General features: G+C 69.5%; 21 protein-coding genes. 15 read left to right on the plus strand and 6 right to left on the minus strand.

Annotated features, from left to right (window positions below; translation table 11 throughout):
- The first annotated feature begins 47 nt into the window (after positions 1–47).
- The 6 genes from recO to SK571_RS11735 are packed head-to-tail and all read left to right on the plus strand — an operon-like array spanning position 48 to position 4230.
- Positions 48–800 carry a DNA repair protein RecO gene (gene recO, locus SK571_RS11710; protein WP_319984074.1) on the plus strand — a complete coding sequence of 251 codons (753 nt, stop codon included), beginning with the start codon at positions 48–50 and terminating at the stop codon, positions 798–800.
- A 47-nt stretch (positions 801–847) separates the two neighbouring features.
- Complete coding sequence (locus SK571_RS11715; RefSeq protein ID WP_266042529.1) at positions 848–1672, plus strand: isoprenyl transferase; 825 nt, start codon at positions 848–850, stop codon at positions 1670–1672.
- On the plus strand, positions 1669–2067 hold the full coding sequence (locus tag SK571_RS11720) for a YbjN domain-containing protein (RefSeq protein ID WP_086667743.1): 399 nt from the start codon (positions 1669–1671) through the stop codon (positions 2065–2067). Before SK571_RS11715 ends, SK571_RS11720 begins: the two co-directional genes overlap by 4 nt.
- A gap of 23 nt (positions 2068–2090) precedes the next feature.
- Entirely contained in the window at positions 2091–2522 is a 432-nt protein-coding gene (locus tag SK571_RS11725) for a hypothetical protein (protein ID WP_319984075.1), read from the plus strand.
- Positions 2519–3529: a permease gene (locus SK571_RS11730; protein WP_319984076.1), complete on the plus strand. Its 1011-nt coding sequence runs from the start codon at positions 2519–2521 to the stop codon at positions 3527–3529. The genes SK571_RS11725 and SK571_RS11730 overlap by 4 nt, the downstream gene beginning before the upstream one ends.
- Positions 3526–4230, plus strand: a complete 705-nt coding sequence (locus SK571_RS11735; RefSeq protein WP_319984077.1) for a TIGR03943 family putative permease subunit — start codon at positions 3526–3528, stop codon at positions 4228–4230. The genes SK571_RS11730 and SK571_RS11735 overlap by 4 nt, the downstream gene beginning before the upstream one ends.
- Before the next feature lie 407 nt (positions 4231–4637).
- Here SK571_RS11735 and SK571_RS11740 read toward each other — a convergent pair whose 3' ends face one another.
- Genes SK571_RS11740 through SK571_RS11750 form a run of 3 tightly spaced genes read right to left on the minus strand, consistent with a single transcriptional unit; the run spans position 4638 to position 5673 of the window.
- The gene (locus tag SK571_RS11740) at positions 4638–5036 is read right to left on the minus strand and encodes a Fur family transcriptional regulator (RefSeq protein WP_030474433.1); all 399 of its coding nucleotides are present in this window, start codon (positions 5034–5036) and stop codon (positions 4638–4640) included.
- Positions 5033–5383 carry an ArsR/SmtB family transcription factor gene (locus SK571_RS11745; protein ID WP_189159914.1) on the minus strand — a complete coding sequence of 117 codons (351 nt, stop codon included), beginning with the start codon at positions 5381–5383 and terminating at the stop codon, positions 5033–5035. Before SK571_RS11745 ends, SK571_RS11740 begins: the two co-directional genes overlap by 4 nt.
- Before the next feature lie 11 nt (positions 5384–5394).
- Positions 5395–5673: a hypothetical protein gene (locus SK571_RS11750; protein WP_319984078.1), complete on the minus strand. Its 279-nt coding sequence runs from the start codon at positions 5671–5673 to the stop codon at positions 5395–5397.
- Positions 5674–5690: 17 nt separating this feature from the next.
- Here SK571_RS11750 and SK571_RS11755 point away from each other — a divergent pair, with 17 nt between their 5' ends.
- Complete coding sequence (locus SK571_RS11755) at positions 5691–6068, plus strand: antibiotic biosynthesis monooxygenase (protein WP_319984079.1); 378 nt, start codon at positions 5691–5693, stop codon at positions 6066–6068.
- On the opposite strand, the gene SK571_RS11760 is transcribed toward SK571_RS11755, so the two are convergent.
- Positions 6049–6726: a tetratricopeptide repeat protein gene (locus SK571_RS11760; RefSeq protein WP_319984080.1), complete on the minus strand. Its 678-nt coding sequence runs from the start codon at positions 6724–6726 to the stop codon at positions 6049–6051. The two genes, SK571_RS11755 and SK571_RS11760, sit on opposite strands and share 20 nt — an antisense overlap.
- 93 nt (positions 6727–6819) lie before the next feature.
- Here SK571_RS11760 and SK571_RS11765 point away from each other — a divergent pair, with 93 nt between their 5' ends.
- The 4 genes from SK571_RS11765 to SK571_RS11780 are packed head-to-tail and all read left to right on the plus strand — an operon-like array spanning position 6820 to position 10436.
- On the plus strand, positions 6820–8205 hold the full coding sequence (locus SK571_RS11765) for a glycine--tRNA ligase (protein ID WP_266042585.1): 1386 nt from the start codon (positions 6820–6822) through the stop codon (positions 8203–8205).
- A gap of 52 nt (positions 8206–8257) precedes the next feature.
- Positions 8258–9106: a hypothetical protein gene (locus SK571_RS11770; RefSeq protein WP_319984081.1), complete on the plus strand. Its 849-nt coding sequence runs from the start codon at positions 8258–8260 to the stop codon at positions 9104–9106.
- Positions 9103–9543 (plus strand): hypothetical protein, encoded by a 441-nt coding sequence (locus SK571_RS11775; RefSeq protein WP_319984082.1) that lies wholly within the window; start codon positions 9103–9105, stop codon positions 9541–9543. The genes SK571_RS11770 and SK571_RS11775 overlap by 4 nt, the downstream gene beginning before the upstream one ends.
- A gap of 47 nt (positions 9544–9590) precedes the next feature.
- Positions 9591–10436 carry a hypothetical protein gene (locus SK571_RS11780; protein WP_319984083.1) on the plus strand — a complete coding sequence of 282 codons (846 nt, stop codon included), beginning with the start codon at positions 9591–9593 and terminating at the stop codon, positions 10434–10436.
- On the opposite strand, the gene SK571_RS11785 is transcribed toward SK571_RS11780, so the two are convergent.
- Together SK571_RS11785 and SK571_RS11790 are read right to left on the minus strand one after the other, a co-directional pair.
- On the minus strand, positions 10426–11298 hold the full coding sequence (locus SK571_RS11785; protein ID WP_319984084.1) for a serine hydrolase: 873 nt from the start codon (positions 11296–11298) through the stop codon (positions 10426–10428). The two genes, SK571_RS11780 and SK571_RS11785, sit on opposite strands and share 11 nt — an antisense overlap.
- Positions 11299–11314: 16 nt before the next feature.
- The gene (locus SK571_RS11790) at positions 11315–12046 is read right to left on the minus strand and encodes a Type 1 glutamine amidotransferase-like domain-containing protein (protein ID WP_319984085.1); all 732 of its coding nucleotides are present in this window, start codon (positions 12044–12046) and stop codon (positions 11315–11317) included.
- A 51-nt stretch (positions 12047–12097) separates the two neighbouring features.
- Between SK571_RS11790 and SK571_RS11795 the strand changes: the two genes are divergently transcribed.
- From SK571_RS11795 to SK571_RS11810, 4 genes are all read left to right on the plus strand, one after another.
- The gene (locus SK571_RS11795; RefSeq protein WP_319984086.1) at positions 12098–12772 is read left to right on the plus strand and encodes a YdcF family protein; all 675 of its coding nucleotides are present in this window, start codon (positions 12098–12100) and stop codon (positions 12770–12772) included.
- Positions 12772–14010: a deoxyguanosinetriphosphate triphosphohydrolase gene (locus tag SK571_RS11800; protein ID WP_319984087.1), complete on the plus strand. Its 1239-nt coding sequence runs from the start codon at positions 12772–12774 to the stop codon at positions 14008–14010. Before SK571_RS11795 ends, SK571_RS11800 begins: the two co-directional genes overlap by 1 nt.
- A gap of 122 nt (positions 14011–14132) precedes the next feature.
- On the plus strand, positions 14133–15140 hold the full coding sequence (locus SK571_RS11805) for a serpin family protein (protein ID WP_319984088.1): 1008 nt from the start codon (positions 14133–14135) through the stop codon (positions 15138–15140).
- Positions 15137–16138 (plus strand): serpin family protein, encoded by a 1002-nt coding sequence (locus tag SK571_RS11810; RefSeq protein ID WP_319984089.1) that lies wholly within the window; start codon positions 15137–15139, stop codon positions 16136–16138. The genes SK571_RS11805 and SK571_RS11810 overlap by 4 nt, the downstream gene beginning before the upstream one ends.
- Positions 16139–16209: the final 71 nt, after the last annotated feature.

Here is a 16209-nt window from a genome sequence, read left to right on the forward strand (position 1 = left end):
CCGTCTGACCGTCGAAATACGAGGCAAAGGCTGGAGGTGACGGCACTATGGCCAACCTGTACCGCGACACCGGGATCGTGCTTCGTGTGCAGAAGCTCGGTGAAGCGGACCGGATCATCACCTTCCTGACCCAGAAGCACGGCAAGCTCCGCGCCGTGGCCAAGGGCGTGCGCCGCACGTCGTCGAAGTTCGGCGCGCGGCTGGAGCCGTTCTGCCACGTCGACGTGCAGTTCCACCCCGGCCGGTCGCTCGACATCATCACGCAGGTGCAGACGCTGGACGCGTTCGGCGTCGGCATCGTCACCGACTACCAGCGCTACACGGCAGCGTGCGCCATCTTGGAGACCGCCGACCGGCTCACGGCCGAAGAAGGCGAACCGGTCTTGCGCCTCTACATGCTCGTGGCCGGGGCGTTGAGGGCGTTGTCGAACGGTGAGCGCGACCCGTCGCTGCTGCTGGACGCGTTCCTCATGCGTGCGATGGCGTTCGCGGGATGGGCGCCCGCGGTGAACGAGTGCGCGAAGTGCGGTAACCCCGGTCCGCACCGGGCGTTCAGCATCCAGGCGGGCGGCTCGTGCTGCCCGACCTGCCGTCCGGCCGGGTCCTCCTCGCCGTCCCAGGACACGCTGACGTTGCTCTCGGCGCTGCTGCACGGCCAGTGGACCGTGGTCGACGAGATCCCGCACATCGCCCGTCGTGACGCGAGTGGCCTGGTCGCGGCGCATCTGCAGTGGCACCTCGAACGGCAGCTCAGGTCGTTGCCTTTGGTCGAGCGCAAGGCGCAGCCGGCCGACGGCTAATGTGGCGGCTACCGACAACGGTTTTCGCCCGAGAGGATGCCGAGTCCATGTTGCGTCGCCGCCGCTCCGAGCGTGAGAAGCGCGTTCCGCGCCCGCCGGAGCCGCACGAGTCCGGTGCGACGCCCCCGGACATCCCCGCCGACCTGGTGCCCAAGCACATCGCGATCGTGATGGACGGCAACGGCCGTTGGGCGAACCAGCGCGGGCTGTCGCGGGTGGAGGGGCACAAGCGCGGTGAGCAGGTCGTGCTCGACGTCGCGAAGGGCTCCATCGAGCTGGGCGTGAAGTGGCTCTCGCTCTACGCGTTCTCCACGGAGAACTGGAAGCGCAGCCCCGAAGAGGTCCGCTTCCTGATGAACTTCAACCGCGACGTGATCGCGCGCCGCACCGACGAGCTGGACGAGATGGGTGTCCGCATCCACTGGGCCGGCCGCTCGCCGAAGCTGTGGGGCAGCGTCATCAAGCAGCTGCAGGAGGCCGAGGTCCGCACGGCCGAGAACGACGTGCTGAACCTCGTGATGTGCGTGAACTACGGCGGTCGCGCGGAGATCGGTGACGCCGCTCGCGAGGTCGCGCGCCTGGTCGCCGCCGGGAAGATCAACCCGGACAAGGTCGACGAGCGCACCCTCGCGAAGTACCTGTACAAGCCGGAGATGCCCGACGTCGACCTGTTCATCAGGCCGTCCGGCGAGCAGCGCATCTCGAACTTCCTGCTGTGGCAGTCCGCGTACGCCGAGATGGTCTACCAGGACATCCTCTGGCCCGATTTCGACCGCCGCGACCTGTGGCGGGCCTGCGAGAAGTTCGCCGGGCGCGACCGCCGCTTCGGCGGTGCCGTCGACAAGCCGGGCGAGGAGGTGGTGTCGTCGTGAACGCGAGTGGTGAGGCCCTGGAGGCCGCGCGCAAGGCGTTGGAGCTGTTCCACGACGTCTCCGTGGACGATGACGGCGCGTTGAGCTTCCGCCACGGCGACGTGCCGTGCGCGGTGCAGGGCATGGAACTGGCCGAAGGACTGACGGTTCTCTCGCTGACGGTCGTCGTCGCGTGGGACCTGGTCGGTGACGTGGCCGTGTGGGTCGCGGAACGCGCTGGTCAGGGCCTGTTCGGGACGCTGGGTGTCATCGCGTCCGAACGAGGCACGGACGTGATGCTCCGGTACGCCTTCCCGGCGGACGGCCTGAAGCCCGAGCCGCTGAGCACGCTGCTCATGCTCGTCGTGTCGACCGCGTCGCAGGTGCGCGGCGAGCTCCTCTCCCGCTTTTCTTGAGAAAGGACCCTTCGATGGGTGGCGTGATCATTTACGAGCCGGAAGAGGACTCGGACGTCAACGAGTTCCCGTGGACCGTCACGTTCGAGCCTTCGGGCGGCGACGACTGGGACTCGTTCATCTGCGGCCCGTACGAGCGTGACCACGCCGTCGCGCTGGCCGAGGCCGTGGCGCTGGACGACGCCGAGGGCGGTGTGCTGGCCATCGTGAAGCCGATGCTGCCCGCGCTGTCCGCCGAGGACGTCTCCGCCACGATCGAGGAGCTGCGCGAGGCCGCTCTCGAGGAGGAGGCCGACGCCGAGGAGACCGTCAACGGCACCCCGGTCGACTTCGACGACGACGACCTCGAAGAGGAGGAGGCGGAGTTCGACGAGCCGCCCTCGCCCGAGGAGATCCGTGAGGGCATGGCGCGCCAGTACCGCCGCCTGCTGGACCTGGACGCGGACGCGGAATGACGATCACCGGCGAGATCCGCTCGTCGAAGCGGCGCTCGGGCCCGCCTCGGCTGAAGATCACGTCGTTGGAGGTGCTGTGCGGGATCCTCGTTCTCGCACTGCTCTTCCAGTCAAGACTTGTCGATCTTCTCGACGTGCCGAAGCTGCGCACGGCGTCGACCGTGTTCGTCGCGATCTGCGTGCAGGCGATGCCGTTCCTCGTGCTGGGCGTGCTGATCTCGGGCGCCATCGCGGCGTTCGTACCGGCCTCGGCGCTGCGCAAGCTGCTGCCGTCGAAGACCGCTCTGGCCGTGCCCGTGGCCGGTGTCGCCGGCATCGCCCTGCCGGGTTGCGAGTGCGCCTCGGTGCCGGTGGCCAAGAGGCTGATGCAGCAGGGTGTCGCACCGGCCGTCGCGCTGACGTTCCTGCTGGCCGCGCCCGCGGTGAACCCGATCGTGCTGGTGTCGACCGCCGTGGCGTTCAACGACACCCCGATGATGGTCGCCGCCCGGTTCGTGGGCTCCCTGCTGACCGCGATGGTCATGGGCTGGCTGTGGGTGCGCTTCGGCAAGATGGAGTGGATCGCCGAACGTGCGCTGGCCAAGCTGGCTGATCACTCCGGCAGGTCCAAGTGGGCCGTGTTCGCCGAGAGCGCGCGGCACGACCTCGTGGACGCCGGCGGGTTCCTGGTGCTCGGCGGGCTGTTCGCGGCGGCGTTCAAGACGTTCGTGCCCACCGCGTGGATGCAGACGCTGGGCGGCCAGATCGTGCTGGGCGTGATCGTGATGGCCCTCCTGGCCGTCATCCTGGCGCTGTGCTCCGAGGCCGACGCCTTCGTGGCGGTGGCGTTCTCCGCGCTGCCCCTGCTGCCGCGCCTGGTGTTCCTCGTCGTCGGCCCCGCCGTCGACGTGAAGCTGATCGCGCTGCAGGCCGGTGCGTTCGGCAAGTCCTTCGCCTTCCGCTTCGCCCCGGCTACCTTCGTGGTGGCGATCCTGTGCGCCGTCGTGAGTGGAGTGGTGCTGCTGTGAGACGGGAAACCCAGAACATCCTGCTGGTCCTGCTCGGCGGCGCGCTGCTGAAGATCAGCTTCTCGGGCCTGTACCTCAGGTACGTGCAGAAGAGCCTGCTGCCACTGCTGATCGCGGCCGGCGTGATCATGATCGGCCTGGCGCTGTTCGCGATCGTCCAGGACATCCGCCGCGGCAAGGCGGCCTCCGAGGACGACCACGAGCACTCGCACTCGTCGCGCTCGACGTGGCTGATGCTGCTGCCGGTGCTGGCGGTGTTCCTGATCTCGCCCCCGGCCCTCGGCGGCGACGTCGTCAACTCGGCCGCCGACACGAACCAGACGCAGCGCTCCCGCAACCTGCTGGGCGAACTGCCGTCCGGCGACGTGATCCCGTTGTCCATGACGGAGTTCGTCACGCGCACGGCGTGGGACGAGTCCGGGACGCTGGACGGGCGCCGGGTGAAGCTGACCGGGTTCCTGCTGCGTGCGGAGGGTGACACGTTCGTCGCCCGGCTCGCGATCTCGTGCTGCGCCGCCGACGCCCGGCCGCTGAAGGTGCGGGTGACCGGGGACGTGCCCTCGCTGCCCGACGAGCAGTGGGTCGAGGTGACCGGGCAGGTCGTGCCGAAGTCGGCGAACGAGAAGAACTCCTGGGTGCCGACCTTCACCGTGGAGTCGTTCACGCCCGTGGCCGAGCCGGTCGAGCCCTACGAGAGCTAGTGGCGTGACCCAGAAAGTCGGCTGGGTAATTCACGCTCAGCAGGGCACCGCGATGCACCCGTCTGACCGCGAATTCGCCCGGCAACTTTCTGGGCCACACCACTAGTAGAGCGTCGCGGCTATCTCTTGGGATAGCGATGGCGGCAGGTTGCTGATTTTCGATCATGAAGATCGCGCTCTCATGGCTGTCACCTGCGCGGTTGGCGGTAGTTGGGGTGATCAGCAAACGTTTGCGCCGGCAGTTTTCTGCCGCCAACTCGGCGGCGACGTGCGTGAGCGCGCGACCATCCGGGCTTCGGTAACGACCGACCAGGCCGCCCAGCCCCGTGCGCGACTCAACGCAGCACAGCTAAGCCGCGACGCTCTACTAGGAGCGGGGCGCCCGGATCGGGTGCCCCGTCCTCGCCTTACTTGAGGCCCTTGGCCGTGCAGTCCGCGCAGGTGCCGAAGATCTCGACGGTGTGGCTGACCTCGGAGAAGCCGTTCTCGGCCGCCACCCGGTCCGCCCACTTCTCGACGGCCGGACCCTCCACCTCGACCGTGCGGCCGCAGTGGCGGCACACGAGGTGATGGTGGTGGTGCGCCGAGCAACGGCGGTAGATCGCCTCACCCGAGTCGGTGCGCAGGACGTCGACCTGGCCGGCGTCCGCGAGGGACTGCAGGGTGCGGTAGACCGTGGTCAGGCCGATGCCCTCGCCGCGGCGGCGTAGTTCCTCGTGCAGTTCCTGGGCGCTGCGGAAGTCGTCGAGCTGGTCGAGCAGGTTCGACACCGCGGTGCGCTGCTTGGTGGACCTCAGTCCGGTCACAACTTCTCCTCGACGTGCGTCACAGCGTCCACCACGATGTGCGCCAGATGTTCGTCCACCAATCGGTACACGACTTCGCGGCCGTGTCTCTCGCCGTGCACCACGCCCGCCGACTTGAGCACGCGCAGGTGCTGGCTGATCAGCGGCTGCGCGACTCCCAGCGCCTCGACCAGTTCGTGCACGCAGCGGTCGTGTTCCCGCAGCTGCAGAACGATGGCGATGCGGACCGGGGCAGCCAGCGCGCGCAGCAGGTCGCCGGCCTCGGCGAGGGTGTGCGCGGAGCGGGGTGCCGCGGGCGCCGGGGCCTCGCGTTCGGGGGAGTGCTCGCCGTGCAGTTGAACGGTCATGGCGGCGCACCTCACCTGGTAGGGATTTTCACAACCAATTCTACGGTGATGACGAGCAGTACCAGCAGGACCACCACGCGCAATGTGCGGTGACCTGGGGAAAGAACCTTCCAGGTGGCGGCCAGGAGCACCGCGGCGCCCACGATCAGCACACCGAGCAGCACCGCGCCGAGGGTGCCGCCCACCAGAACGCCGGTGATGAACAGACCGAGCACGAGCACGAACGCCACGACGGGGCGCACGCGCGCGAGTGGGCCGTCGCCGGGCAGGAGAGGGCGCTTGGAGGTCACCGTGCCATCCTTGCACCGTGCTGCTGGTGTGCCGATTCCGCGTGTCCGACCCCGAGACGTTCACCGTGCGCGTCGCAGAGGCGTTGAAGCTCCTGACGGCTCAGCCGGGGTGTCACAAGGGCACGCTGGCGCGGTCGACCGACGAGGACGACCGCTGGGTGCTGACCGTCGAGTTCGAGTCCGTGGTGGCCTACCGGCGCGCGATGTCGCCGTTCCCCGTGCGCGAACACGTCATCCCGCTGCTGTCCGAGGCGCTGACCGACGAGCCCGCGATGTACGAGCCGACGCTGACCAGCGCCGGCGGCGAGGTCGAGACGCACACGAGCGTGCTCGCCGAGGACGCGTTCACGGTGCGGCTCGGCGAGGCGGCAGGGCCTACGAACCCGCGGCGATAGCTTCCATCTCCTCGACCCACTCCTCCTGCGAGTCGTGGGGGAGCAGCTCCAACGCCCTGCGCGCGGCCTCGGCGGCCTCCGCGGACCGGCCCAGCGCGTGCAGCGTCTTGGCCTTGCCGCTCTCCGCGTAGGCCTCCGGGGTCTTCTCGAACGCGTCGAGCGCCTCGTCGTAGCGGCCGTTCTCGAAGTAGAACCAGCCGAGGTTGTTGTGCAGCGGGCCGAGCCAGCGCACCAGTTCGGGGTTGGCCACGACGATCTCGATGCCCTGCTTGGTCCACTTCTCCGGGTCGTCGACCAGCGACGCCATGTGCGCGGCGTCGACCGCGAGCGACAGGTCGCCGCGCGTCTTGGCCAGGATGAACGCCGCCACGAACAGCGGTTGCGCCGCCTCGGGGTCACCGCTGGAGCGGTGCAGCCTGCCGCGTTCGAGCAGCGCGCGCACGCGGCCCGTCGAGTCGGGGGCGACCAGCACCTCCGCCTCGTCGACCAGAGCGTGACCTGCGGCGAAGTTCTCCCTCAGGCCCTCCACGCGGGCGAGCTGGGTCAGCACCTCCGCCCGCTCGTCGTCGGTCTCCACGTTGCCCAGGAACGCGCGGAACCTCGCCTCGGTGCCGTCGAGGTCGGCGAAGTCCCACAGCTCTCGCAGCCGGTCTTCCATTGGTGCAGGGTAAGGCTCCGGTCGCTCGTTCGGGGCACGACGTGACGGGCTAGGCTTGAGCCCCCGATTCTCATTCCCCCGATGGAGTTCCCCTTGCCCGCCGATCGCATCGAGACCGTTGTCAGCCTCTGCAAGCGCAGGGGGTTCGTCTACCCGTGCGGGGAGATCTACGGCGGTACCCGCTCGGCATGGGACTACGGACCTCTCGGCGTCGAGCTCAAGGACAACATCAAGCGGCAGTGGTGGAACTTCATGGTCCGCGGCCGTGAGGACGTGGTGGGCCTGGACTCGTCGGTGATCCTGCCGCGTGACGTGTGGGTCGCCTCCGGTCACGTCGAGGCGTTCGTCGACCCGCTCGTCGAGTGCGAGTCGTGCCACAAGCGGTTCCGCGCGGACACGCTGTCCGAGGAGTACGCGGAGCGCACCGGCAAGGAGGTCGCCGAGGGCGACGTCTCCGACGTGCCCTGCCCCAACTGCGGCGTGCGCGGCTCCTACACCGAGCCGAAGATGTTCAACGGCCTGCTCAAGACGCACCTCGGTCCGATCGAGACCGAGGAGGGCCTGCACTACCTGCGCCCCGAGACCGCGCAGGGCATCTTCACGAACTTCCTGAACGTGCAGACGACGTCGCGCAAGAAGCCGCCGTTCGGCATCGGCCAGATCGGCAAGTCGTTCCGCAACGAGATCACGCCGGGCAACTTCATCTTCCGCACCCGCGAGTTCGAGCAGATGGAGATGGAGTTCTTCGTCGAGCCGGGGACGGACGAGGAATGGCACCAGTACTGGATCGACGAGCGCACCCGCTGGTACACGGACCTGGGCATCTCCAAGGAGAACCTGCGTCACTACGAGCACCCGAAGGAGAAGCTGTCGCACTACTCGAAGCGGACGGTCGACGTCGAGTACCGCTTCCAGTTCGGCGGCCAGGAGTGGGGTGAGCTCGAGGGCATCGCGAACCGCACCGACTTCGACCTCACGACGCACTCGAACCACTCGGGTGTCGACCTGTCGTACTTCGACCAGGCCACGAACTCGCGCTTCCGGCCGTTCGTCATCGAACCGGCGGCCGGTGTCGGCCGCCCGATGATGGCGTTCCTGCTGGAGGCCTACACCGAGGACGAGGCCCCGAACGCCAAGGGCGGCGTGGACAAGCGCGTCGTGCTGAAGCTCGACCGCCGCCTCGCACCGGTCAAGGTCGCGGTGCTGCCGTTGTCGCGCAACGCCGACCTGTCGCCCAAGGCCCGCGACCTCGCGACGGCCCTGCGCCGCAACTGGAACGTCGACTTCGACGACGCCGGCGCCATCGGCCGCCGCTACCGCCGCCAGGACGAGATCGGCACGCCGTTCTGCGTGACGGTCGACTTCGACACGCTCACCGACCTCGCCGTCACGGTGCGGGAGCGCGACACGATGTCGCAGGAGCGCGTGGCGATGGACCAGCTGGAGTCGTACCTCGCGGCACGCCTCGTCGGCTGCTAGGAAACCTTCGGCCGCGAGGCAACAGATCGCCGCGTGCGTGCGTGGTGAGTGCATGCACGCGCAGCGATTGACGCGGATCGGTGTCCCGCTCCTCGGAGCGGGGCTCGTCCTGCTGGCCGGGATGGTCGTGGTGGCGCTGACCATCCCGGTGACCGGGTACGCCACCGTGCAGGTGTGGGTGGGCGTGGCGGCGGTGGCGCTCGGGCCGTGCTGGACGGGCCTGGTCTTCCTGCGGTCGTCGCGGCACCAGGCGCTCAAGCGCCTCGGCCTTCCGGTGGGCGCCTCGATGGTGCTGGCCGCCACCGCGGGACTCGCCGTGCGCGATCATCACGTGGAGCACCCGGCCGCACCGGTCACCGTCGCCGCGGTGGCCTACGGCGTGATCGCCCTCGTGTCGGTGCTGCTGACGGTGCTGGCGCCCACGATGATCGAGCCGACGCTCACACCGGACGAGCTCGACAGCCGGCCGGTGGACGTCCGCGACCTGCACACGTGGGGCAGGCGCGCCGCCGTGCTCGGCGTCCTGTTCGCCGCGGGCCTCGTGGCGACCTCACTGCCCGCCTCGGCACCGGACGCCGCACTGTTCGGGGTGATGACGGCCGGCTGCGCGGTCGTCTCCGGTGCGGTGCTGACGAGGGTCCACGACCTGCGCGGGGCCTTCCGGAGTCGCGCGCTGGTGACCGTGCTGATCGTGGTCGCGATGTTCTTCGTGGTCATGGCATGGCCGGTTGTGTACGGCATGTTCACGTGGTCCGTGATCGGGGCCGTTCTGCACACACTTCAGCTCATCGCCGCGATGTTCGCCGTTGTCTTGTGCGCCTTCCAACTCGCGCGCTTCCTCGGCCGCCACGGCGCGTTGCCGCCGACTCGCAGCCGGCCGGACGCGCAGGTGGCGCGATGAGCACGCAGGAGATCAGGCAGTTCGGTGTCGTGCTCGTCGCGGCCGGTCCGGGTCTGGCGCTCGCGGCGTTCGTGGCGGGGATGACGTTGCCGCTCCACGACTTCGTCCGCGCCATGATCGCGGGGATGGGCGTCGCGGCGGCGTTCAGCTGCGTGTGCATGGGAGTGGTCGTGTTCCAGGTGCCGGATCTGCCGCGGCTGGCCAAGCTGCTTCGGTTCTGGCTCGTCATTCCGTTCACCACGGGCACCGTCGCGCTGTCGACCCTGTACACCGATCACCCCGAGGTGGACGGCCTGCTGACGAGCCTGAGCTCGGTCGTCTTCACCATCGCTGTGGTGGCGTCGATGCTGGTCGTCACGTTCTTCACCGTGCAGGTGGACCAGAGCGCCAAACGTGGACCGCGGTGTGCACGCGCCCTCGAGACGTTCAGCCTGTGATCTCGCGTCCCGAGCAACATCCTGGGACGTTCGCGCGTGTAGAAGACATGACGGGGGAACGCGGGCAGGCCGCGGCGGGGGTGGTGCTCCTCGCCTGGGTGGTGGTGTTCGCCGCGCTGACCGAGGTGGGCAACCCCCAGGTGCTCCTGGCCACGGCCGTGAGCGGCGGGCTGGTGTGCCTGTGCGCGGTGGCGGGCGGCGTGGGGGCGATGCGCGTCACCGATGCCGAGAGCGCTGCCCGGCTGCGGCACGTGTTCGTGGTGCTCGAAGGCACCGCGATGGCGATCTTCTACCTGTTCTACGGGTTCGCGTTCAGCGTCGAGCCGGTGGGGAGGCCGGGGGACTTCGCGGTCGTGGTGCTGGTGGTGCTCTCGGTGCCGGCGCTCGGTGCGCTCGCGTTGGTCCTGTGGCGGAGCTACGCCGTGCACAAGATCGTCGTCGACGCCTTCGGGCCGCTTGTGCCGGAGTCCGGCGAAGGGGTTCCGTTGCAGCGGATCAGGGTGCTCGGGACCGTGCTCGTCACGGTCGGGCTCGCGTTGGCGGTGTCCGCGATGACGGTGGCGCTCGTGACGCCGCTGTACCGGCCGGTGCTGCTGGTCGTCGGTTTGCTGGTGACGCTCACGCCCGTTTTGCTAGGGGTGAGTCTGGCGCGGGTGACGGACGTCTATTCCGCACGGCGCCGCAACGTGGGCAACTACGTCATCGTCCTCGCCGCTTCGGGGTTCGCCGTGTCCGAGTTCTCCTCCGGCGCGGGCGTGGCGGGGGCGTTGTTCGGCGCGCTGGTCTTCGGCGCGGTCGTGCTGCTCGTGATCGCGATCCTCGTGGTGCGCGAGTTCACCGGCGAGTGGGACCGGCCGTGGCGGGAACGCCGCGACCGGAGGGTCAGCCGTTGACGCCCAGCTTCGCGAGGACCGCCGACGCGACGGCGTTGATCGACTGCCTGGCCGTCGTCCACGATCCCGTCGGGCTCGTGGTGAGCACGGCGACGGCGTAGCGGCCGTCGAGCACGCCCGCGCTGTGCAGGTGGACGTCGCTCGGCAGGTAGTACATCCAGCCCTGCTTGGCGTAGACGCCGGTGACGCCGAGCAGGCCGAACGCCTGGTCGAAGCCGTCGGCGGCGGTGGCGGGGGCGGACGACAGCGCGGCGACGATCGCGTCGCGCGCCGGTGAACCGAGGATGTAGTGGTAGAGCCGCACCATGTCGTTCGCGGTGATGACGACCTCTCCCCACTGCGAGGGGTCGTCCGGCGCGTGCGTGCCGGTGAGGCCCGCTGCGGCGGCGACGCGGCCGATGGCGTCCGTGCCGTCGAACCTCGTCCACAGCACGTCCATGGCGTTGTCGTCGCTCGCGCTCAACGCGCGGTGGATCAGGTCCTGGTCCTCGCCGGACAACTGCTGCTGCAACGCGTCCACGGCGAGGATCAGCTTCGACAGCGACGCCGAGTAGAACGGCTTGTCGCCCTGCTCGGAGACCGCCTGGTCCGTCTGGAGGTCCAGCACCGCGAGGCCGACGTCGGACGCGCCGCCCGCCGCCGCGATGTCCGACAGGGCAGTGGCCGACATATCGGATATCGCCGAGGGTGCGCCGGTATCCGATGTATCGGCCTCACCGGGATCCAGCGAACCGGCGCCGGTGTCCAGCACGTCAGGACCGCGCGATGTTTCAGCCGAAGGCTTCCCGTGCGCCAGGCACGGCGACGCCTCCGGCACGACGAACACGGCCGCCACGAAGAAGAGGATCAGAGCCCAGCGCACATTTCCAAGGTCCGCTTCACAAGACTCTGGTGTCGAGCTTTTCCTCCTGTGCGGTTGCTGAAGAATCCTCCCTGACCACCACGTATGCGCCGGAACCGGGACGTTCCGTCACCGCCTCGACGAGTTCGGTGCCGCGGTAGAGCAGGCCGACGCCGTCGTCGGTGCAGTACGTCGTCGGCAGCACCCCGGCGGCCACCGCGGCGTGGATCTTCGGGCGGCGCTGCTCCTCGGAGTCGTAGTGCACGCCGTTGCCGTAGGGCAGGAAGCCCAGGCCGTTCGTGACGATCCGGAGGTCCGGGCCGAACGAGTCCGTGGCACCGCCCGCGTGCCAGCAGATCGAGCCCGCCGACACGCCGCTGAGCACCACACCGGCCTCCCACGCCTTGCGGAAGACCGCGCCGAGCCCGTGCACCTCCCACACCGCGAGCAGGTTCGCCACCGAGCCGCCGCCCACCCAGATGACGTCGTGGGACAGCACGTAGTCCTCGAGGTCGTCGGTCGGCGGCATCGTGAAGAGGTTCAGCACCGACACGTCGACGCCCGCGACCCGGCCCGCCTCCGTCATGTTCGCGTTCATGGCCCGCTGGTCGCCCCCGGCGGTGCCGACGTGGCACAGGCGCGGTGTGCGGCCGTCCACGCCGGACAGGTCCAGGGCGAAGTGGATCAGCTTGTTGAACTCGAGGAAGGTCCGGCTGCCGGAGCGCAGACCTCCGGACGTGGCGAGGATGGTGGGCTGCTCAGCAGGCATGACGATGATCCTCGCAGGGGCGTCAACGCGGCACCCGCGCGGTCTGGGAGCATGCGTGGTGTGCGGACCACGCCCCTGAAGCCACTCGCCAGGATTCGCCGAATCGTGTTGCGCCTCGTTTTCGGGGCGTTGGTCATCGGCATGCTCGTGGGCGGTGGCACGGCGTTCCGCGTCTGGCAGGTCGCGCGCGTGGACGACTGGACGAAGGCCGACATGGCGATCGTCCTCGGCGCCGCGCAGTACAACGGCGTCCCGTCCGACGTGCTCGCGGCACGCCTGGAGCACGCGCTCGGCCTCTACGAGGAGGGCGTGGTCAGCTACATCGCCACGACCGGTGGCCGTCAGCCCGGCGACAACTTCACCGAGGGCCAGGTCGGCAAGTTGTGGCTGGTCAAGCGCGGTGTGCCGGAGGACAGGGTGCTGCAGGTCGGCGAGGGCGCCGACACGCTCGGGTCGCTGCGGGCCGTCGCGTCGGTCGCGAAGGAACGCGACCTGAAGACGGCCGTGATCGTCAGCGACCCGTGGCACTCTCTGCGCGCACGCACGATGGCGGAGGACGCCGGTCTGCAGGCGTGGACGTCCCCGACCCGCAGCGGCCCGAACGTGCAGACGCGCGAGACGCAGTGGTTCTACATCAAGCGCGAGACCGGAGCCTTGCTCTACTACCGCCTGATGAAGGCGCACGCCGGCGTGTTCGACGAGCTCAAGCTCCCTAAAATCGGCTGATGGGATACACCGGCCACGACACGGAGCGCCTGCTCCCCGAAGAGCCCAAGAGCGCCGCGCTGCCGGGTGCCCGCACCGACACGCGCACGCCGTTCTCCCGTGACCGGGCCCGTGTGCTGCACTCCGCCGCGTTGCGCAGGCTCGCCGGCAAGACCCAGGTCGTCGGCCCCGGTGAGGGCTCCGAGGTCACCGGTGTGCCGCGCACGCGCCTCACGCACTCGCTGGAGGTCGCGCAGATCGGCCGCGGCATCGGTGAGGAACTGGGCTGCGATCCCGACATCGTCGACACGGCCGGTCTCGCGCACGACATCGGGCATCCGCCGTTCGGGCACAACGGCGAGAGGGCGTTGAACGAACTCGCGGGCCCGTGCGGTGGCTTCGAGGGCAACGCGCAGACGTTCCGCATCCTGGCGCGCCTCGAACCGAAGACCGCGCACGGCCTGAACCTCACGCGCGCAGTGCTCGACGCGTCGACGAAGTACCCGTGGCCGCGCACGCCGGGCACGGTGAAGTTCGGCGTGTACGACGACGACCTCGAGGTGTTCGAGTGGATGCGTGCGGGTGCACCGGACCGTGAGCGGTGCATCGAGGCACAGGTCATGGACTGGTCCGACGACGTGGCGTACTCCGTGCACGACGTCGAGGACGGCGTGCTGGCCCACCGCATCAGCCTCGGCGCGCTGGCCCGTCCCGACGAACGCGGCGCCATCGCGTCGCTCGCCGCGAAGACGTTCTCCGACGAGTCCGTCGCGACGCTCGAGGCCACCGCCGAGGAACTGCTGAAGCTGCCGGTGATCGCGTACTGGACCGACCGCGAGTACGACGGCTCGCTCGGCGCGCAGGTGGCGTTGAAGAACCTCACCAGCGAACTGGTCGGCCGGTTCGCCTCCGCCGCCGTCACCGCGACCCGTGCCGTGCACGGCGACGGGGCGCTGACGAGGTACAACGCCTCGCTGGAGATCCCGACGCAGGTCGCGGCGGAGGTGGCGCTGCTCAAGGCGATGGCCGTCCGGTACGTGATGAGCGACCCGGCGCGCCTGGCCATGCAGGCGAAGCAACGCGACCTGATCACCGACCTCGCCGGCCGCCTGATGGAGCGCCCGACGTTGCTCGACCCCGCGTTCCGCCCGGTGTTCGCGGCCGCTTCCTCTTACGCGGCACGGCTTCGCGTCGTCATCGACCAGGTCGCGCTGCTCACCGACGCGCAGGCCGTGGCCTGGCACCGCGCATCGGCGTAGCTTCGAGGGCATGGCGGACGAATCGAGACCGCCGGGCCGGTGGGGGAGCCGGAGAACGGCCCGTCCCGGACGATCCGATCGTGATGTCACTGCCAGACCCACGCCGACAGGGGAGTGTTCCCGTGACCGATCAGGCCGACTTCGCCCTGAACCTGCACCGCGTCGCCGTACCTGATCCGTCCACCAACGCGTGCTGGTCGCCCTTCTCGGTGGCCAGCGCGCTCGCGCTGGCCCGTGAGGCCGCGCGCGGCGAGACCCGCACCGAACTCGACGGCCTGCTCGGGGACTTCGACGCCTCCGACGCGCTCGACGTGCCCGAACTGGCCGTCGCGAACACGTTGTGGGCCGACGACGACCTGACGATCGACCCCGGCTTCTCGCTCGCCGGTTCGGTGCGGCGCACCGCGTTCTCCGACCCCGCGACGGTCCGCAAGCTCGTCAACACCGACGTCGCCGAGACCACCCGCGGCCTCATCCCCGAACTGCTGACGGACCCGCCGCCGCCCGACGCCGCCGCGATCATCGTGAACGCCCTGTACCTCAAGGTCGGCTGGCTCAACGCGTTCTCCGCCTGGGAGACCGCCGCGAAACCGTTCCACGCGCCCGGCGGCGACGTGGACGTGCCGACGATGAAGGTCACCGAGAAGTTCCGCTACGCCCGCCACGACGGCTGGCAGACGATCGTGCTGCCCGCCGACTCCGGCGTCGAGGCCGTGGTCCTGCTGCCGGACGAGTCGCTGGAGCAGCCGCTGAGCCCGTCCGTGCTCACCGCGCAGAACTTCACCCGGCTCGAACTATCAATGCCCAAAGTGGACGTACGGGCGAAGTTCACCCTCAAGAACACGTTGCGGCAGCTGGGAGTCGAGCGCATGTTCGCGCGCGACGCCGACTTCTCCGGCCTCTCGCCGGACGAGCGGATGTTCGTCGACGACGTCGTGCACGAGGCCGTGCTGCGCCTGGACGAGGAAGGCCTCGAAGGCGCGGCGGCCACCGCCGTCACGTTCCGCACGGTGTCGATGGAGATCCCGGTGGACCCGATCGTCGTGACGGTCGACCGGCCGTTCCTCGTGGCCGTCCGGCACGCGCGGTCCGGCGCGATCTACTTCCTCGCCCAGGTCGCCCGTCCGTGAGCGATCTGACCACCTTCGCGCTGGACCTCCACCGCGTCGCCGTCCCCGATCCCGATGCGAACGCGTGCTGGTCACCGTTCTCCGTCGCCAGTGCGCTCGCGCTGGTCCGGGAGGCTGCCCGGGGTGCGACCCGTGAGGAACTCGACCTGCTGCTCGACGGGTTCGACCCGGGCGCCGTGCCCGGCGTCCGCGACCTGGCCGTCGCGAACACGCTGTGGGCCGACGACTGCCTGCCGCTGAACCCGGACTTCTCGTTGACGTCCTCGGTGCGGCGGGCGGACTTCTCCGATGCCAAGACCACGCGCAAGCTCGTCAACGCCGACGTCGCCGAGACGACCCGCGGCCTGATCCCCGAGCTGCTGCCCGCGGGCCTGAAGTTCGACGGGGCGGTCATCGTCAACGCCCTCTACCTCAAGGCGAGCTGGACGACCGCGTTCAAGGCCCACAGGACGAAGCCGAGGCTGTTCCACGCTCCCGGCGGTGACGTCGAGGTGCCGACCATGAAGACGACCGCCAGGCTCGGCTACGCCAGGACCGACGGCTGGCAGACGATCGCGTTGCCCGCCGGGCCGGGGGTGGAGGCGCTGGTGCTGCTGCCGGACGAGTCGCTGGAGCAACCGCTGCTCCCGTCCGCGTTCGACGTGGGCGGCACGACCTCGGTCGAGCTGTCACTGCCCAAAGTGGACGTTCGGGAGAAGTTCGAGCTGCGGGACACGCTGAAGCGACTCGGTGCGGGCACGATGTTCACTCCCCGTGCCGACCTCGGTGGGCTCTCGCCGGACCCGCTGTCCGTCAGCGAGGTCATCCACGAGGCCGTGCTGCGCCTCGACGAGCAGGGCCTGGAGGGCGCTGCCGCGACCGCGGTGGTCATGACCAGGGGAAGGTCGGGGCCAGGACCGGACCCGATCGTCGTGGACGTCGACCGGCCGTTCCTGGTCGCGGTCCGGCACGCCCGCGCGAAGGCGATCTACTTCCTCGCGCAGGTCGCCACTCCGTAATCAATTCCGGGCAGCATTCGCCCTGTAGGGCAGGCGTTTCGCGCGGCGAGATCATGATCATGGCTTTACCG

The sequence above is a fragment of the Lentzea kristufekii genome, assembly GCF_033949925.1.
Lineage (GTDB): Bacteria > Actinomycetota > Actinomycetes > Mycobacteriales > Pseudonocardiaceae > Lentzea > Lentzea kristufekii.

Excerpts from the sequence above, each read along its gene's own strand:
- recO (WP_319984074.1), top strand. The coding sequence starts at position 48 with ATGGCCAACCTGTACCGCGACACCGGGATCGTGCTTCGTGTGCAGAAG.
- SK571_RS11715 (WP_266042529.1), top strand. The coding sequence starts at position 848 with ATGTTGCGTCGCCGCCGCTCCGAGCGTGAGAAGCGCGTTCCGCGCCCG.
- SK571_RS11730 (WP_319984076.1), top strand. The coding sequence starts at position 2,519 with ATGACGATCACCGGCGAGATCCGCTCGTCGAAGCGGCGCTCGGGCCCG.
- SK571_RS11745 (WP_189159914.1), bottom strand. The coding sequence starts at position 5,383 with ATGACCGTTCAACTGCACGGCGAGCACTCCCCCGAACGCGAGGCCCCG.
- SK571_RS11760 (WP_319984080.1), bottom strand. The coding sequence starts at position 6,726 with ATGGAAGACCGGCTGCGAGAGCTGTGGGACTTCGCCGACCTCGACGGC.
- SK571_RS11770 (WP_319984081.1), top strand. The coding sequence starts at position 8,258 with ATGCACGCGCAGCGATTGACGCGGATCGGTGTCCCGCTCCTCGGAGCG.
- SK571_RS11775 (WP_319984082.1), top strand. The coding sequence starts at position 9,103 with ATGAGCACGCAGGAGATCAGGCAGTTCGGTGTCGTGCTCGTCGCGGCC.
- SK571_RS11780 (WP_319984083.1), top strand. The coding sequence starts at position 9,591 with ATGACGGGGGAACGCGGGCAGGCCGCGGCGGGGGTGGTGCTCCTCGCC.
- SK571_RS11790 (WP_319984085.1), bottom strand. The coding sequence starts at position 12,046 with ATGCCTGCTGAGCAGCCCACCATCCTCGCCACGTCCGGAGGTCTGCGC.
- SK571_RS11795 (WP_319984086.1), top strand. The coding sequence starts at position 12,098 with ATGCGTGGTGTGCGGACCACGCCCCTGAAGCCACTCGCCAGGATTCGC.
- SK571_RS11800 (WP_319984087.1), top strand. The coding sequence starts at position 12,772 with ATGGGATACACCGGCCACGACACGGAGCGCCTGCTCCCCGAAGAGCCC.